This is a genomic window from Chlamydiota bacterium, assembly GCA_016178055.1.
GTDB lineage: Bacteria > Auribacterota > JACPWU01 > JACPWU01 > JACPWU01 > JACOUC01.
In genome coordinates this window covers 20,901-38,302 of the sequence record JACOUC010000042.1, presented here as the reverse complement: position 1 = coordinate 38,302, position 17,402 = coordinate 20,901, and the positions used below count along the sequence as shown (strand labels likewise).

At 40.5% G+C, this 17,402-nt stretch carries 13 protein-coding genes; all 13 read right to left on the bottom strand.

What is annotated here, in order from left to right:
• Positions 1 to 145: 145 nt before the first annotated feature.
• The 13 genes from HYS07_06350 to HYS07_06290 all read right to left on the bottom strand — a co-directional run bounded on the left by HYS07_06350 (position 146) and on the right by HYS07_06290 (position 17,392).
• A complete protein-coding gene (locus HYS07_06350) occupies positions 146 to 1,795 on the bottom strand; it encodes a glycosyltransferase family 39 protein (protein ID MBI1870794.1) in 1,650 nt (549 codons plus the stop codon).
• Positions 1,792 to 2,901: a DegT/DnrJ/EryC1/StrS family aminotransferase gene (locus HYS07_06345; protein ID MBI1870793.1), complete on the bottom strand. Its 1,110-nt coding sequence runs from the start codon at positions 2,899 to 2,901 to the stop codon at positions 1,792 to 1,794. The genes HYS07_06350 and HYS07_06345 overlap by 4 nt, the downstream gene beginning before the upstream one ends.
• 13 nt (positions 2,902 to 2,914) lie before the next feature.
• A complete protein-coding gene (locus HYS07_06340) occupies positions 2,915 to 3,337 on the bottom strand; it encodes a HEPN domain-containing protein (protein ID MBI1870792.1) in 423 nt (140 codons plus the stop codon).
• Positions 3,334 to 3,825 carry a nucleotidyltransferase domain-containing protein gene (locus HYS07_06335; protein ID MBI1870791.1) on the bottom strand — a complete coding sequence of 164 codons (492 nt, stop codon included), beginning with the start codon at positions 3,823 to 3,825 and terminating at the stop codon, positions 3,334 to 3,336. The genes HYS07_06340 and HYS07_06335 overlap by 4 nt, the downstream gene beginning before the upstream one ends.
• Before the next feature lie 42 nt (positions 3,826 to 3,867).
• Complete coding sequence (locus tag HYS07_06330; protein ID MBI1870790.1) at positions 3,868 to 5,178, bottom strand: ATP-binding protein; 1,311 nt, start codon at positions 5,176 to 5,178, stop codon at positions 3,868 to 3,870.
• 99 nt (positions 5,179 to 5,277) lie between these two features.
• The gene (locus HYS07_06325) at positions 5,278 to 7,368 is read right to left on the bottom strand and encodes a hypothetical protein (protein MBI1870789.1); all 2,091 of its coding nucleotides are present in this window, start codon (positions 7,366 to 7,368) and stop codon (positions 5,278 to 5,280) included.
• Positions 7,369 to 7,381: 13 nt separating this feature from the next.
• Entirely contained in the window at positions 7,382 to 8,083 is a 702-nt protein-coding gene (locus HYS07_06320; GenBank protein ID MBI1870788.1) for a hypothetical protein, read from the bottom strand.
• A gap of 5 nt (positions 8,084 to 8,088) precedes the next feature.
• A complete protein-coding gene (locus HYS07_06315; GenBank protein MBI1870787.1) occupies positions 8,089 to 10,836 on the bottom strand; it encodes a DUF3367 domain-containing protein in 2,748 nt (915 codons plus the stop codon).
• A gap of 82 nt (positions 10,837 to 10,918) precedes the next feature.
• The gene (locus HYS07_06310) at positions 10,919 to 11,932 is read right to left on the bottom strand and encodes a GDP-mannose 4,6-dehydratase (protein MBI1870786.1); all 1,014 of its coding nucleotides are present in this window, start codon (positions 11,930 to 11,932) and stop codon (positions 10,919 to 10,921) included.
• Positions 11,933 to 11,957: 25 nt separating this feature from the next.
• Positions 11,958 to 13,439: a glycosyltransferase family 2 protein gene (locus tag HYS07_06305; protein MBI1870785.1), complete on the bottom strand. Its 1,482-nt coding sequence runs from the start codon at positions 13,437 to 13,439 to the stop codon at positions 11,958 to 11,960.
• Positions 13,436 to 15,223, bottom strand: coding sequence for a hypothetical protein (locus HYS07_06300; GenBank protein ID MBI1870784.1), 1,788 nt, complete (start codon positions 15,221 to 15,223; stop codon positions 13,436 to 13,438). Before HYS07_06300 ends, HYS07_06305 begins: the two co-directional genes overlap by 4 nt.
• A 40-nt stretch (positions 15,224 to 15,263) precedes the next feature.
• Positions 15,264 to 16,190, bottom strand: a complete 927-nt coding sequence (locus HYS07_06295; GenBank protein MBI1870783.1) for a glycosyltransferase family 2 protein — start codon at positions 16,188 to 16,190, stop codon at positions 15,264 to 15,266.
• Positions 16,187 to 17,392 carry a glycosyltransferase family 4 protein gene (locus tag HYS07_06290; GenBank protein MBI1870782.1) on the bottom strand — a complete coding sequence of 402 codons (1,206 nt, stop codon included), beginning with the start codon at positions 17,390 to 17,392 and terminating at the stop codon, positions 16,187 to 16,189. The genes HYS07_06295 and HYS07_06290 overlap by 4 nt, the downstream gene beginning before the upstream one ends.
• Positions 17,393 to 17,402: the final 10 nt, after the last annotated feature.

Below are 17,402 nucleotides of genomic sequence, written 5' to 3'. Positions count from 1 at the left end.
TCACATGATATACGGCATCTCGATATTCAATCCTCAGAGGCCTGGCCATTCAATTTTCTCCATATCTTTTCAACCAATATCTTTAATTCAGTTTACTTAATATTATAAATTAGTCAACAAGAGATTTGACCCTTATTCTTTATTCTTATTCTGCTTCATAAATCTTTACAGTTTTTTCCTTCAGAATTTTCCTCTCTGGCAATAAAGAAGATACATCCATTCCTTGGGTCTCCAATTTTTCGACACTTTGAAGTTTTATGATAAATCCATCCATCTTGGGTTCTCCATTCTCACTCATCACATAAGCCTTTCCCCCATCCTTGAGCCATAATCGAATCTCCTTTTGAAACTGAAAATCCAAACCCTCGGGAGGAAGCGAATAGACTTTGAGTCCAAAAAGCTGTTGAAATAAAGACGCAAGATCAGACTGAGAAGAAAAAACCAAATCATTCGGAAGAAAAAAACCCCTTAAATTTTGATAAAATTTAATCAAACCCTGATCTTCTCTCGACCCTAAAAAATCCCAATGGGTATAGAGAGGAAAAAAGACTGTAAGAACCAATGCAAAAATAGAAAAACCTTGAGCGATTTTTCCTGTACAAGAAAAAATAGAAAGCGCATAGCCTGACCATAAAGAGAGGGCTGGAATCAGTAGGGGAATCCATCCGCTTAAGCTGATTAAATTAATCGACTCTTTAGGAGCCCCTTTAAAAGCCAAAAAAGGAGATAAAATGAAGAGGGCCAACAATGACCCATCCTCTATTTTAAAATTTCTCCATAAAAAAAAGAGTACTCCGCCAAAGGAAAAAACAAGAAAACTACAGGGGAAAACTGAAGAAATTTGTGGAAACTCTTTTAAAACCCACACCCATCCAGCCACCACAAAAATGCAAGAAACACATCTTAAAATCATCGAAATATTTAATTTGCGCTGACTCAAAATTCTATTTACAAAATAGGCTGCCACCATAAAAAGTAAAACTGGATACATTTCCCATCGAGCAAAAACAGCCAAAACAAAAAGAAGAAGAGCTCCGCCCAAGAAACCTATTTCTTTTTCCTCCTCATAAAGTTGATAACAATAGAACGAAGCCAGTACAAAAAATTGAGCCAACATCAGACTTTGAGGACACCTTGCAAAATAAATTTGCGTGAGCGAAGTGGCCAAAAAGAGCCCTGCTGAAACAGCGGCCATTGCATCAAATCTTTTAATCACACAGAAGAACAAGGCTAAAACAGATAAAACTCCAAAAAGGGGTGATACAAACAATGCCAAATGAACTCCAAAAAAAACATCAAAGGCCGCGATCCAGATAGATCCAGGGACTTCTCCTTTCATGAAAAATAATAACCCTTTACCCTGAAACAGTGTTCCTTCTCGTCCCAATTGAATTCCCTGAGAAAAAAGAGAGCCTATTTCTTCAGAAGGCCAGAAAAATAGAATCACAGCAAGACCCACCATCAAAACAATAAAAAAATCGTTCCAGCTTATTTCAATGGGTCCCAGACCTTGACTTAATCGAAATCTCTTAGCCAAAAATAAAAGGAAAGAGAAAACAACCACCCCGCAGACGAGTATTTGACCACTAAATTCTGAAAACAGTGTTATCCCCAACCCAACATAGGAAGTCACTCCACAGCTTAGAAAAATTCTTAGGAAAAATTTCTCAAGAAGCCCCACACTGACTGGGATTTTTAGAAAGGTTCGTGTGAGTGCGTATCCTGGCAAGAAAAGGAGAAGAGGAAGAACTAAAATCAAATTCAAAAGCAGGCTCGATCGATCTGGGGAAATCATAACTCGGTCTTAAAAAATTTGGAAATGGTTTGAATGACAAAATCAACTTGAGAAGGTTTTAATTCTGGGAAAATGGGCAAAGATAAGCTCTCCTGGGCTCTTAACTCAGCATTTGGAAAATTGCCCTTTTTGTAGCCCAACATTGAAAAGCAAGGTTGTAAATGAAGGGGCCAAGGATAATAAATTTCTGTTCCAATACCCTTTTTCTCTAAAAAACTTCTTAAACGATCACGAAAAGAAGTTCGAATGGTAAACTGATTATAAGTATGATAAAAATTGTTGGGTTCTTTGGGTAATTTAAGAGGAAGTTCTTTTAAACCTTCAAGATAGATTTTCACAACATTCCTACGTGCTTGAATGAGCGTTTTTAATCGTTTGAGTTTCACTTCCAAAATGGCAGCCTGAATTTCATCGAGCCTGCTGTTCCATCCTAAAAATTTATGAAAATATTTCTTTTGGGCTCCATGGGCTCTTAAAATTTTGATTTGGCGGGCCGTTTTTTCATCATTTGTTACAACCATCCCCCCATCTCCAGCCCCCCCTAAATTTTTCGTCGGATAAAAACTTAAAGCTGCGGCCTCTCCCATCGAACCTGACGCGTCTTTTCCTATCCGTGCACCTAAGCTCTGAGCCGCATCTTCAAGAATGACGATTCCCTTGTTTCTGACAAGCGCTTTTAATTCCTGTATCGGCGCACAAAGTCCAAAAAGATGAACGGGCAAAATCACTCGTGTTTTCTTGGAAATGAGCCTTTTAACTTGATCAGGATCAATCGAAAAACCGTCTGGTTCAACATCTGCAAAAACGGGACGAGCCCCTGCCTTCACAATCGCAGTAGCCGTAACGATGAATGTGTACGACGTCGTAATCACCTCATCTCCCGGCTTCACACCCAAAGCCATCAGGGCAAGCCACAGCGCATCTGAACCTGACGCCACGCCCACTGCAAATTTTGTTTGGCAAAAATCAGCTATCCTTTGTTCCAAAGCCTCTACATGAGGACCCAAAATAAAATGACCGGAGGCACAGACCTTCTTCACGACCCTCTCAACAGAAGGCCCATCTTGCCGATACTGCTCCTTTAAATCAAAAAAAGGAACCTTCATGTTACTCTCTAATCTAAGACCGTCTAAAAGTCTTCATCAACCGAACTGCGATCGACGCCACATAACGTGCACCCTGCATCGCCTTTTGGGCATCTCGAGCGGAATATTCCTCGGTCGGAATAAAATCAATTTCACCATAAAAAGATAGCTCTCTATCTTTTCTCAATTCTTTTGAAATGAGAGCCATTTTCTTGAGAGAAATCCGTATTTTACTTGGAAATTTGTCCCGATGCTCGAGAAGGAAAGCACCCACGTCATGAATTTTGGGGGGTTCGATCCCCACTGTTCTTAACATTCCCTTTAAAGCCAACTCAACCACTTCCTGGGATTCTCTCACAACATCTGAATAATCCTCTTTTTTAAAGAGAAAGTCCAAAACATCCAGACGATCCACTACCTTCACCATATAACTCTGAGCAAGATCCAAATTGGTCATATCTCAAAAACCTCCCCTGGTTTATAATCAGGCTTTAGCTCCCAATACCAAGCATTCCCAGACCATATTCTTCTAGAACCCAACTCCTTTAAACGGGCTCTTAAGCGCTCGAGCCTCTTAAAAAAGAAACGATCCCGATCCAGAAGAATCTTCGCATCATAAACCATATCTAAAAAAAGAGGACTTCCAAATTCCACCTCCTCAGGACTTTTGATGATGGGAGAAAAATAGGTATCAATCCCTTTCTTGTGTAGTTTTTTTATCAAAGGCTCAAGACGATTTTCTATCTTGTCAAATTCGCGAACCCGTCTCATCCGTCCCCTGGGAAGATCCTTCACAACCATCAAAAAATCTAAGTCCGAGTCATACCGCTGAGTTTCTCTCGCAGCCGATCCAAAGACGACAAAGGAAACAAGCCTTTTGCCATAAAACAATTTTACCTGTCTTAAAAGTCTTCTTTGAAGCTCTCTAAAAGATGATTTCAACATATTTCCATCCCTTTATAAACTCTTCACGCCATTGTAACATATCTAAAGAGCCCATTCAGAAAAGGGAATCACATCTATTTTTCCTGTCTTTTCTTTTAACTCCCTTCTGTCTCCCTCGGCTACAATAATTTTGGCTTGTTTTAATTTAAAATATTCCATCCCCTCCACCAGTCCAGCCACTTCTCGTAAAAGTGTTTCCTTGCTTTCAAGCGTAAAGCAAACATTGATAAGCTCAGTTACTTTTAATCCCTCTCTACAGATAAAGTCGATTTCCTTTTTCTCAGAAAAATAATAAACCTCTTTTCCTTCGCCCTTCAAATGCTGAAAAACAGCATTTTCAAGGAGTTTTCCCTTATCCTCTGAAAATTTAAAAGCCACAGCATGATGCAATCCGTGATCCACCAGAAAAACCTTACGCTCAGCTCGCATCTGGTTCCTCAAAGAATAGGAAAATCTTTTTAAGAACTGGATCAAAAACGAATTTTCCAAATAATGTGAAAACCGATGAACGGAATCTAAAGACAGAGCAAAATCTGCCACATGCTTCACCTTGTTAAAGCTGTATAATCGAGTAAAATTTGTCATATAAAAAATGGCCAGATTCCTCAGCTTACCCACATCCTTCACCTTATACTTTTCCGCAACGTCCCTGATCAAAATGTCATTAAAATACTGACTCAAAAGCTCACTTCGAACTTGCTCATCCTCAGTCAAAACAATTTTAGGAAACCCTCCCACCTTCAAGTATTCCCATGCGTAATTCCTTAACGCATTTTTTTGCTCGAGATGCCATAGGGGATCGTCTTCACATTCGACTCCCTTAAATTTCAGAAACTCCTCAAAATTTAAAGGAGATACATTGATTTCTAAATGTCGTCCCGTTAAAAGCGTTGAAAATTCAGAAGACAAAAGCTCCGCATTGGAACCTGTCACAAAAATTTTGACATTCTCCTTGCGGTCATACTTTGCCCTCACCCAACTTTCCCATCCCTTTATTTTTTGAACCTCATCTAAAACCAAATACACCCTCCCTTGAGGTTTTAGATAATCCACATAGGTCTGCCAGATTTGGTCCAATAAATCGACGCTTAAAAAAGGATAGAATGAAGGATCTTCTAAATTAATGTAGAGGGTATTTTCTTTAGGAGTTTTCTTTCGGATTAACTCTGATAAAAGCTGCTGTAAAATCGTGCTTTTACCTGAACGCCTGACTCCGGTCAAAACCACCACTTCATCTGTTGAGGAATAGCGCTCAATACATTTCAAATACTTTTCCCGAAGGATTCCTACATTGATCTCCCTCCTCCAAAAATTCCATAACACCATTGTTTCCAATATCTTAGAACTATCCATTGAGGCATACCTTTATAATATACGATGTGTCGGATGAAAATATAATATTTCATCTGACATAGTATGTCAATAAATCTTATCTCTCCTAACCTCTTATAGTTAGGAGCTTTTCCCCTCAGCCGAAATACCCTCATCAAATTGAATGGCTGACACGGCGATGCTAACTTTGTGACCATCTGAACGCCTAACCTCTCCTGAATTCACATCCAAAAAAATTGTGTGCAGACCTTGATATATTTGAATTCCATCCAATAAAATCTCTTCCGTCTGATCCGGCTGAGCAACGAACTTTGGCCACGTCCTCCCCTCAAAATGAATTTGAACCTCTCGAGGGATTTGATAGGACTTCATCTTAAATTTAATTTGCAAGTTTAGCTTGGCAGACGTTCGCTTATAAAAAACAAACATCCCATTCCCAGAAATCCAGGACCATTCTTGACCGTCTGCTTCTCTTTCTGGCAAGTAGGTATTTGCATTCACCCAAAACCAGTCGAGAGGAGGAGCCGTCACCTCAAAGAGGAAAACATCTGAAAAATCTTGAACCAATTTCAAACCCTTGGCATTTAAAACCTTTTGCTGAATATCTTTTGCATAACACTCCTTATGCAAAACAATGTATTTCACGCCAAGGGCAGCTAATTGTCCTGGTACATGCTCTTGCCATAAATCCCGATTAGATCTGATCATCCAATCTTCAGGGGTTTTCTCATCAGCCCCGTTCATAAGCCGCTTACCATGAAATCTCTGATTGGAACGATACTGATATTGTCTCTCATCAATATCTCGAAAAATAGGATATTCTCCAATAATCCAGTCCCCTGTTTGCCTTGAAAGCCACTGGTAAACTTCAGACGTCTTCGAAACATTCACATTGCGAATAGGAGGAAGAACCGTGTATTCCAAGGCGAGCAATCCCATAGCAAGGGTCGAATAAAAAATCTTTGCCACTCGCGTTTTCCTCGTCTTCAGAAATTCAGAAAAACCAAATCCCGCCAAAGCTGCAACGCAGAGCGATACGAAAAAACCTGCTCGACTGTAATACCGAAACATCGGAAAAAATCGATACAAAAAATGAGAAGGCATGGGAATTTGAAAATGCCCAAGTTTCAACTCAGGGGTCAAAGAAAGGAGGACCATCGCCAATCCACAAAACACCATGGAAGAAATAAAAAATCGCTTCTCCTTCTCCAAAATTTTTCTGCGATGCCATCCCATGTAAAGGCCATAAAGGGCAAAAAAACAAGGGATTCCTCCTAAATAAAGAGTTCGATCCGAAAGATGCCGACCTCCAAAAACATTCACCAGATGAACCGCTGTGTGACCCAGAATAGGATTTAATTCACTGGGAACAATATAATCCCAAAGACGGGCACTGTACTTTACCAAATCCCCCCAAGAGCGTATAAAATCAATGCGGGCGGATTCTGAAAGATTCGAAGGAGAAACTGCACTTGAAGCAGTCTCCCATAAAGCAGGAAGCATCAAAAGAAATGCCCAGCCATAGATACCGCAAAGCCCAACCCATTTTTTAAGTGTACCGGCATTGACACGCTCAAAAACAACAAACCTCCATGCTAACAATGCCAACGTGAAGAAAAACGAAAAATAACCTAGATAAGTAGCAGAGAGCCAAATCAAAGCGAAGAAGAAACCTGTAAGAAGCCCTTTCCTTAACGAAGGGGCCTCCAAAAATTTCCATAAAAATAAGACATAAAGAGGAATCCACTCCGCATGGGCATAACCAATGTGACCACTTAAATTTTGGCAAATCATGTTGGGAGAAAATCCAAAAATGAACCCCGAAAAAATTCCTGCCCAGCGATTGCCTGTCAAATGCTCAACTAAAACCGTCATGGCCCACGCTGAAAGGGCAACACCTAAAAGGATAAAAAGGTTATACGCCAGAATCTCATTTAGAAAAGACATCATCAGATAGATGAGCCCATCAGAGAGTGGAGTCAGTTTTCTAACTCCCGCTTCAAATACAAGTCCAAAGGGAGCTGCCACATAGGGATTACGCCCGTTTAATATTCCTAATTGGAGTAAGTGGCCTTTGCTCCAAAAATCGTGCAAAGTACCCAGGGTATCTCCTGACCATGTTGACAGACCAAAAATATGAGTAAAAATATGGGCCCACTGGGGAAAGGCGTAAAGGAGACTCAGCAAGAAAAAAAGTGCGAAAATCTTCAAAGGTTATTCCTGGTTATTCCTGAGGATCACTACGACGTTTCAAAATGATTTGTATAAAATCAATTAGGACACCTGTCGTTAGACACAAATAAGACCCATTGGCCAGTTTTCCTGCAATCGACTCTTTTCCAAAAGCAAGAAAAATGGCACAGAGGATAATCAATATCATAAAGATTCCTATAAACAAAGAGGCCGGCCGCCTTTTAAAATAGGCAAGAAGACGAGGAAGATTTCTCAAAAGAATGGGGGGAAAATAGTCTTCTTTAGAAACGTTCTTTGAGAGAATCAAACTGACCTTGAGACTAGCCACTCTCGATACCCACGACAAATTCCATAGAACAAAAAAGAATAGGAGAAAAAAAATCTTTAAAGAAAATCCATGAACCTTCATCCAAAATCCCATTCCTCCGGCATAAAGAAGAGCTGTAACCGCAAGAAAGAAATAACCTAAGCGCTCGATTTCCCTAAAAACAAGCTTAAAACAGGCGGCTAAAAAATTCAAAAGTATGTACAAGATTAGAAATATCCAGGTGTTTCGCTCAATGTACTGTAATACTTCATTTGAAAGAGGAGGTTTTTTTATAAGGGAACTAGCAACGATCAATAAAAATTTAACAAGGTGAAAAGACAAACTACAGCAAAGACCATCCACACAACCTATAATCCCCAAGACTTTAAGTCTTAGAAAACGATCTCCCGAAAGTGAAATTTTCATTATTCTTACCCCTTCCACAATGATCGAACCCTTAGGAAACATAGCCCTAAATACATCAAACAAATCAAGAAAGCACCGCCTGAAACCCATACTCCTATTTCAAGCCAACGCTGGGGAATAAATTCAATCACTATCTGAAACCGGTTATAAAAAGAGTTGGGGTTTACATCCACCCACCAGCCATTTGCAAATCCATTGAGTCTAAGGTGATTTGTTTCCTCTTCCTTTCTGATATAGGCCTTCCAACCCGAGTTAAAAGTTTCATTAAAAACAAGCCAAAAGGGGCTTCTTGCGTTTTCAATATCGACCTCATATCGTGTTGGATTCACTTTTTTAGAGTGAACGCTCGGTAATGGAGAAGAGGATCTCTTCTCTGGAAGAACGAGCAGCCAATCCCATTTCAGATTTTTATTTTTAACCCATTGAAAATGATGAATACCTTCTTCCACCCTAAAATGAGAAAGGAGAAATTCATAATACCCGGGGCTAACCAAGGTCATATCTTCTGCATTCATTTCAACAGGATTTCCATCCCAAACTAGAAATGAGGGCGATAAATTGTTTCTATGATCATACCTTAAAAAAGTGTTTTTTGAATCTTCTTTCAGAGAAAATCGCCCGATGATTTTATAAAAACCCTTTTGACATTGTAGCCTCTCTGTCTTTCCCGATTGTAACTCATGGGTTCCGTCTTGAGTTAAAAACTTTTCACCCTGATCAAAAAGATAAATGATTTCACTTTGTCTTAATAAATCTAGAGCCCCATTGACGTTACGCCTCTTAAGTTCCATCAACAACCCATCAAAATCTTGATTCACAGCGATCATCCCTCGTACGCCGTTAAAATTCCAATCTTCTAGAATACCCTTATCATTCTGATGATCAAAAAAAGTGATCGCCCGATAACGCCCTATGCAAGAGGCCAAGGAGAGTGGAATCAAAGAATCCATCTTACCCCCTACAGCCACTGCCACTTCTGAAAGAGCGTAGAAACGGGGTAGGAATAATTCGTCGGGCACTCTATAGAGCGCCAGAGGGCCGAAGGAACATTCCTTCTGAATCAATGGGGATGAATCCAGCACCTCCCGTATCTTTTGTAGTGGGGGAGTCCCCATCACCCCTTCGTTCACATCCCCTCGCACCAAAATATATCGTACATTCATCATCCCTAGAAAAAAGATGAAGGAGTTGGGACTGCTAAAAAAAGCCGTATTAAAAACCATTTTACGATAATCCTCAGCAGGAAGGTCGGGTCCCCCTTGTTGAATCACAGGTTTCTCGAATAATAAATTCACAGAACCAAAATCAGTACCATTATAACCATGTTTCCATTGATACCACATTCCATCGGCAGGAGATTGAGGGAGGAATGAAACCCTATTATTTTCTTTATCTTGATTGATGAAATTGGCTGCCTCTTTCCAATACTGTGGAATTTCTACCTTCACGGTAGGAATCGACTGTGCGTCTTTTGGAACAATACCCTGAAAAAGAGAAAAAACATCCCCCGTCCACATCGGCCAGACATTGATTCCCAGCAGCACGACCCAAAGCATTCCCAAAACTCCTATTTTGATCCACCGACAGGCCCATCTCCTCCAAAGCTCATAAATTCCAAAACTCATCAAGACCGAACAGCTCAATGCAACAGTCAAACCAAATTTCTCCATCGGATTTCTAAACAACACAAACAAGGGAATATGTTTAAACATCCATTCAAAGAGATCCCCTGCCGGAGGTTGAATCCCCTTACTTAAAAAAAGCCCTATCACCCAAAGAAGGCTAAAAAAAATGATTTTTCTATTCGATCGATTGAAAAATAAAGCGATTCCTGAAAGAAAGGGTACAAGAAATTCCGTCCATCCTGGATGATAAGGGACATGATACCAACGAACGGTATTCCAATCGACCAATCTGAGAACATAAAAAAGGGGCGTCCACTGACTGGTCGCTCGAACATTCTCAAAAGAATCTGCCCATGGAACGCGAGCCACTGTCGATTGAAGATTCAAACATGCGGGAAACAACCACCAAAAATTAAAGACAAGAATGAGAAAAGCGGTGACTCCGATAAATTTCCATCCCTTCAAACTCTTTTTACAAAACAATTCGAAAAGGATATAACAACCCATAGGGACAAAGAGGGGAACAAAAAAAGCTGGGTTAATGGCCATGATCGAAAAAAGTGAAATAACGCTGGCCAAAGAAAAGGCGTATATGAAGCAAGGTTTATTAAGCAGCTTAAGTGTTAAAAGTAAAATGAGAGGCAATGCAGGTAAGCCAAACATTGAGACCACAAATCGGTGCCAGATATAATTCATGGCAAAGGGATTAAGAATATAGAATAATCCCCCCCCCAGGGCAACCCAATGTGAAGCCCTTTTTCTTTCTTGAAATAATTCTAAAATCAAAAAATACATCGCGAAGGACGAGAAAAGAAGAATACCACTAAAAAAAAAATATTGCCGTGGAACTGTCGAAAACCTAAATAACGTCTCTAAACCACCCGTTATAAAATAATACAGGGCCGAGGGAAGACTCTCAATCTTTTCCACCCCTAACCCAAAAATATCCCACCAGACATATCGGGTCAGTTTAAAGAGTCTCAAAGAATTGAGGAGAAGGGTAAAACCCGTCTCTGCATAGGCAATGGCTAAACGGTCCCTTAACCAAAGGGCTGGGAGAAGGAAGGATATCCCCATCATCAAAACCTGTGGCCCGCCTATGAATCTCTTAAAAATTCGTAACATCATCTTTCGGAGGCCCTTTGCTCAAAATTTAAAAATTTGATTTAGGCTTTTTGACAAAAGCTGGGGGTGATCGGAAATAGAAGTGTCACAATTTTTCTTTATAATTTGCAGCTTTCCGTCTTCCAACTTCTAATCTCCAATCGATGTACTGTTTGACCGAAGTCTCAACGGGCGTTTCTGCCTGCCAACCGAGTACTTTCTTCGCCTTCGATGGGTCTGCTGCATGGTGAAGAGATTCGTGAGGAAACATTTGCCTCTTTTGAATTCCAACCTCTGAATTAAGAATTTTTCTCGCAAGCTGAGCCAGTTCAAGTACACTGGTTTCTTTGGCTGCCCCGATATTGAGAATATCAAATCCGTCCGCCTTGACCATAGACCGTAAAATTCCAGGGACCGCGTCATAGACATTTGTAAAAGCAGCGGCACAAGGAATAAAACGCTTCCCTTTAAATTGTCCATGAACAATGGGTTCTTGATTTGAAAGAATGCGTTCAACAAAGATGGACAATGCAAGATCCGGTTGAGAGCGTGGACCAATGATGTGATGAAGTCGAGTCACAACAACGGAGAGGCCGTAATACCTTGAATATTGGTGACACCATTCCTCCGCATCCATTTTTGCTTGTCCATAAGGCCCCTCTGGAAAGAGTTTTGCGTCCTCTTTGAAAGGAGGAGGTTGTTTCCCATAAACCTTGTTTGAAGAGGCAAAAAGAATTTTCACAGGGCGAGTTGAAAGTCTTGCTGTTTCGAGAACATTAACCGTTCCCATAATGTCAACCAGGGCATAACCGCGTGGGTCGCTCATTGCAAGACGGTGACTGGGTAAGGCGGCAAAGTGAAATATCATATCCACCGATCTTGCAGCAGATTTCAAGCGTTTGAGGTCTAAAACATCCCCTTGAATCCATTTAAACTTTAATCCACTTTGCTTGATCTCTTCGAGATTTCTAAGAGATTCTTTTCCTCTGGAGAGGTTGTCAAAAATACTTACCTTCGCCCCCCATCGAATAAGTGCCTCTGCCAAATGACTTCCTACAAATCCTGCACCTCCGGTCACGAGAACAGGCCTTCCTTGATAAAAACGTTTTAAACTTTTCATAGGGGTTTCTTCGTCTCCTTCTCTATCAAATATAAGGTGCAAGCTTAAATGAAAAAATGAGCATCGTAAACACTCCTAACAAGAGAAACAGAAATAGCCGATCGAAGGAAAAAAGGGATGTTTTTTTAATCCTAAAGGATACAAGCTCTATAAAAAGGCTGGAAATAAGGGTGCCCACTAAAATGGATGCTCCCAAAAAATGGATCCAAGAAATTCCTGAAATCGTTCCCGCCAGAATAATCAAAGACGCTAAAAGATTAGAACTTGCAAAAAGTTTTCCCAAAGGCCAAAAATACCAAGCTAAAAGTAACCCTAAAAGAGAAAAATCTAAATTTAATAATTCAGCGAACGTTAGCGGCATCCAAAGAGATACAACCCAACAAGCCAAATGAAGAACAGTTCCTAAAAGAATCGATCCACTTAAAAATTTAGATTTCCTATCCTGAAGAAAGAAAGTCATAAAACCCATGAGTAAAATCCAGATCGTTACAGAAAGCATTAAAGATGAAAATGTTTTGATCGATTGAGGAGTTGAAAAGATCAGGGGCAGAGTTGCATTCGCCCCTAAATCAAAAATGGGTGTGACAGCCAAGAAAGTACTTGAGACAAGTGCAGCAAGCCGACTCCCCGTTAAGGGCCTAACAACAAAAAAGAAGGCAAGAGAAAAAAGCAAGTGTTCAGCATAAGTAAGATTGCCGACTTTCCCTTTTTGAACCCAGGCTGTTAAAAGCGGCAAAACAATCACCAACCATGCCCAAGTGAGAGCCTTTAAAACCCTTTTTCCAACAACACCTCTTCCCACAACCTGTCCAGGAAAAGTGAAATACATTTTAGCAATTGTAAAAGCAACCTTCGAACCATCTCGAATGGCACTGACCCCCGACGTTCCAAAAATCCTTTTGGTGTATGTAATCGGAATCTCTTTAACAGAAAAACCCATCTTCCCCGCTTTAACAATAATCTCCGCCTCATAGCCAAAATGGGACGTTACCAAATCAAGTTTTCTTGCTACCTCCGTTTTAAACCCTTTAAAACCGGCCATAATATCTGTAACCTTAATTCCAGAAAAGAAAGTCGTTGTAGCGGACATTAACCAATTTCCAAAGACATTGACCCATTTCACCGAACCCTTTTCGACCTTACCTTGATTAAACCTGCTCCCCAGGACAAGATCATATCCTTGATGTAAGGCCTCAACCAGCAAGGGAATTTCATGGGGTTGAAATTGATGATCTGCATCAATCTGGATGATATACTCGCCTTTGGCTTCATCAACCCCCATCCTGAATGCTCCACCTTTCCCCTTATTTTTAGGATAAGAAATAACCCGGTCCGCTCCAGCCGATTTTGCAACATCAGCTGTTTCGTCTTTAGATCCATCATCGACAACAATGATTTCCAAGGGAAATTGCGTTTTTAGTTGAAGTGTGTCTTCAATAACAGATCGAATGTTTTTCTCTTCGTTGTAGGCTGGAATAATGATTGAAACAAGGGGTAAACTTTTCATTTGATTAAACCTTTCTTGAGATCTTCTACCACTCTCACACGGGTCTCATCTGTTTTGTTCACCAGCTTTCCATTTCTAAAATCAAAGGCATAAACCCTGGATATCGGAACTGGAATCGCAGGGCGACCATGCACTTCCTTCAAGGGAGAACCATCCTTTACAAGATGCAGCAACTGACGATAATCAATCACGGGAACGGGTGTTAGATGTTCATCCTTGATTCCATAGCTCAGGCCTGCATGTGGCCAAAAACCAAAAAGCAAGAGGTTATTGATGGTAAAAAAATTTTTATACGTAAAGTAAAATACGCTCGGGCCTTTTTCATCCAAATGGGGAACATTCTTTAAAAGATCACCCCAAATTTCTTGAGCCATCACTTTATTACGATTCTGTTCCAAGGTTCCCAAATAGAGACGACTCGCCTGAAGATTCAAAACGATCCAGAAACTGAGGACAAGCATCGGTACGGCTGAAAGGATATATCTTAAAAACTTTTTTTCTATTGCAAGCGCACACTTCAAAAGCAAGCCTATAAAAGAGGCCAAAAGGATGGCAAATCCCACAGAACCCATTGTGAAATAACGAGTGGTTGGCTCGATGTTGCAGGAAATATTCAACCAAAAAACAGCACTAAAAGAAATGATCCAAAGGAGGGCTACTCCCGTCATATAGGCCAAGTTTGGAAATTTTTTTTGGGTGAGAGAAAAAAGTAAGAGAGACAAAAAAATCACTTGACCCCCCGCATAAATAGAAAACAAACCTGCGGGTGTCATCTCCAGTTCTTTTGCCTTGATCGCATAGACACAAAACAACCAAACCAAATTAAAAATAACAACAGTCAAAGAAGAGGCAAGCCTTTTTTTAGGAGCCATCCACGCAATGAATAATCCAAGACCCGTCGTAAAAAGGATGCTCTTACCTAACTCACTCCATCGGCCTAGATTTAAGGCTGTTGGAAAAGACAGATGTCCCAATGTCCCTAAAAGATAGTACAAAAAATCTTTTAATCCAGGATCGATCAGTCTTTCTTGAAGCCTCTGAACCATCCATTCTTTACCACTGCTGTCCCCAAAACTACCCAGGCTGTATAACAACAAAAACACAGCTGCTGCAGGAATAATTCTCCCTAAGAAAAATGGATCCGCACGACGTTTCTCACGAACCCACAACAGAAAGAGATCGCTCATCACAATAAAGGGAACCGCCCCAGACATTCTTACAGGAACGATGCCCAAGGCAAGGGTAAAAAAGATCAAGAAAAAGAAATGGTCCCATGATAACCCTTTTTTCAATTCACGCATTTTTAAATAGAAAACAAGCGAAAAGTTCAAAAAGAAAATCCCCGCGTACGTATTCATGTTAAACACCCAATCCGTAGACTCTAACCCAGCAAATGAGACCATAAACAGCAAGGTAGAAAAAAAACTCGCCTTTTGACTCCGCGTGAATTCCCAAGTAAAAAAATACAAAGAAAACGTGGCCAAAATCCTTAACACCGCTGAAGTCACAAAATAGGCGGTAGGCCCGTAACCAAAAAAATAGCGCAGAACCCCTAAGAAGAAATACTGAGGGGCATAGGGACCCAAATAGGAATGAATCGAAAAAAATGAGAGGTCTCTTCGGACATCAAAAGACAACCACATCTGATAAAGCTGCATCCAATCATCCCCATAGAGAGAAAGATTGAATGTCGGCTTCAAAACAAAGTAAGAAAAGAGTGGAATCCCCAAGAAAAGCCAGATCCACAATGCCTTCCCCCCTTGTGGTTTCGTTTGAACTCGCACGATGCCCCCCTTAAAACGAATCTAAGCCCCTACAGATTTTTTATGTATTGACTCTAACATTTCCAAACGCTACACGAAGTCCCGAGAGAGTCCCCTTCAAAAAATTTTTAATGCCGTCAAATCTACCAGATCTCACAGAGAAAGTCATATAATAAAAAAAATACACGGGTACCAGCAACAAAAACCATTTAAAATACCGCGAGTGTCTCTTCATAAAAATAATTCGATTTCGTCCAATATAGTAGGTACGAGAAAGAAGCCTATTTTTCCATTCCTCGGCCTCTAAAGGAATTTTATGATAAGCACGTGCCTGAGGACTATAAATGACCTTGAATCCAGCATCATGCGCTCGAAAACAAAAATCGGTGTCTTCATAAACTGCAAAAAAAATATCATCAAATCCACCTATCTTTTCTAAAACCTTCTTCTTCGTAAAAATAATCGAAGGAGCGACCTGAACCTCTTTTGTTTCTTCAAACTGTCCCTGATCCTTACCCCCCGTAAAATGAATCTGCCCCGTGAGCAAGTTAATAGAAGTCCCTGCAGACCAGACCTGACCAGGATCTTCTGAAAACAAAATCTTTCCCGTCACAATCCCGATTCTCAAATCCGACTCGGCCGCCTTTTTTAAAGCACTGAGGGCATGAGCCTCCAAAAGAATATCGTGATCCAAAAAGAGAATATAGCGACTTTCTTGAGAGGCATGGTGAAGTCCAACATTCCTTCCTCCCGTCACCCCAAGATTTTTTTCTGGTTTAATCAACTTGACCTTTTGGTTGATACCATAGGATTTTGTCAACACCTGCCAAAGGGTCGGATCCGTCGAATTGTCTACAACAATGATTTCAAAATTGGATGGGTCTTGAGACAAGACCGATTCGATCGTTTGAATGACTCCCCGATGATTGAAACTTGGAATCACAACAGAAATTTCAGGAGAAATTGAAGCCACGGAAATGGAGTTCATGGTATAAGATTCCTTATTTTCTTTAAAATCTCCTCAGCCCTTTTATCCCAATCCCATTCTCTCGCCAAGACAATGGCTTCTTCTTTCATTTTCTCATATAACGTGGTGTCATTTAATAAAAGAAGAATATGATCAGAAAATTTCTTCAAATCGTAACAAGGCGTTTTTAACATCCCCTTCGGATAATAGGTCTTTAAAGCCTCTAAATCAAAGCTGACTCCAGGTAATCCCCATGCCATCGCTTCACAAGCAGCCATTCCACCGCTATCATAGATGGCAGGATGGAGGACGAGTTTGCTCTCCTTAAAAATTTCATACTTTTCATCCCCATCTTTGAATCCCAAAAGATCAATTTTCTCTTTCAAACCCAATCGTTCAATCTTCTCTTTTAGCCTCCCCTCAAGAATACCAACACCGATCACAGCTAATCTTGCGTTCGGCCTTGCCTTACAAACCTCTTGCCAAATATCCATCAATTCAAGCACACCCTTTGGATAGTAAAATCGCCCTATGAAACAGGCATCGTATTTCCTTTTAGAGATAGGGCGAACGCTCGCTGAACAAAGATATTCCATTGAGGGACGCTGATCAATGCCCCCCTTGACCACAACAATGTTCTCAAGGCCCCTCTTGGGTGTTACAAATTTGGGGACATCGGGCTCACTCGTCACAAAAACCCAATCAGAATATTTTTTCACCCACAAAAAAATAGGCCATTGGGTTAACCAGTAAAACAGGCCCATGAGCCTACTTCTTCCTTTGTACGGGAAATCCTTACGCCAGGGAGGGGTCATGACCAGATAAAAACCCGCAATCCATCTCACCTTCTCCTTAAATCTTAATTTAAGAATCAGGGCCGGCAAGGCATCTGGCCAAAAATCCGATGAGGAATACACGATATCACCTTCTTCAACTTTCCATTTTAGCAATTTGAAGATAGCCGTCAAAGTACGATAAAGATAATTCAACAGATATCCAAATCGATTCCATTGGTCCGATACCAAAATCTCATGGTCAAAATCACCCAACCCTTCTCTTTGACAAATCTTCCACCCTTCCGAAGAAACAAAAAATTTAATTTTCCATTGAGACGACCATCTTTTACTTAACTCAATAAAGATTCGGTCTCCCCCGCTCATGGCCTGACCTTGCATCCAATGAGCAAGGATAAAAAATGTCTTTTTAAAAAGAGGCCTGTCCATATTCTAAAAA